This window comes from Pontimicrobium sp. MEBiC01747 (genome assembly GCF_053601635.1).
This window is the reverse complement of record NZ_JBSHNS010000480.1, coordinates 1-430: the sequence shown is the minus strand read 5'-3', so window position 1 is coordinate 430 and position 430 is coordinate 1. Positions and strand designations below refer to the sequence as shown.

General features: G+C 36.7%; 1 pseudogene. It reads right to left on the bottom strand.

The features are described from left to right. Positions 1 to 430, bottom strand: a pseudogene (locus tag ACVC2P_RS15765) (phosphoglucosamine mutase); the annotation flags it as partial.

The window sequence follows — 430 nt, the reverse complement described above, 5'->3', positions numbered from 1 at the left end:
ATATGCAAATCTATATATGCCTCATTTTTAGTTATTTTTCCTAAATCGTCTACATCTGCAAATTCCATAGCATCAGATTCTGCTATATTTAAAATTTTAGCGCCTTCTACGGCATCTAAAAATTCACCTTTTGCATTTAATAATTTTAAAGCATTCCACTGCTTTGGGTTATGGCTCGCTGTTAGAATAATACCACCATCTGCATGTTCCATTGGCACTGCAACCTCTACTGTTGGTGTCGTAGATAAGCCTAAATCTATAACGTGTATTCCTAAACCTACTAAAGTATGCATTACTAGACTCTGAATCATTTCTCCAGAAATTCTAGCATCGCGCCCTACAACCACTCTATAACTCTCTTTACTTCGTTGCGATTTTAACCATGTTCCATAAGCCGAAGCAAACTTAACAGCGTCTATAGGTGTTAGGT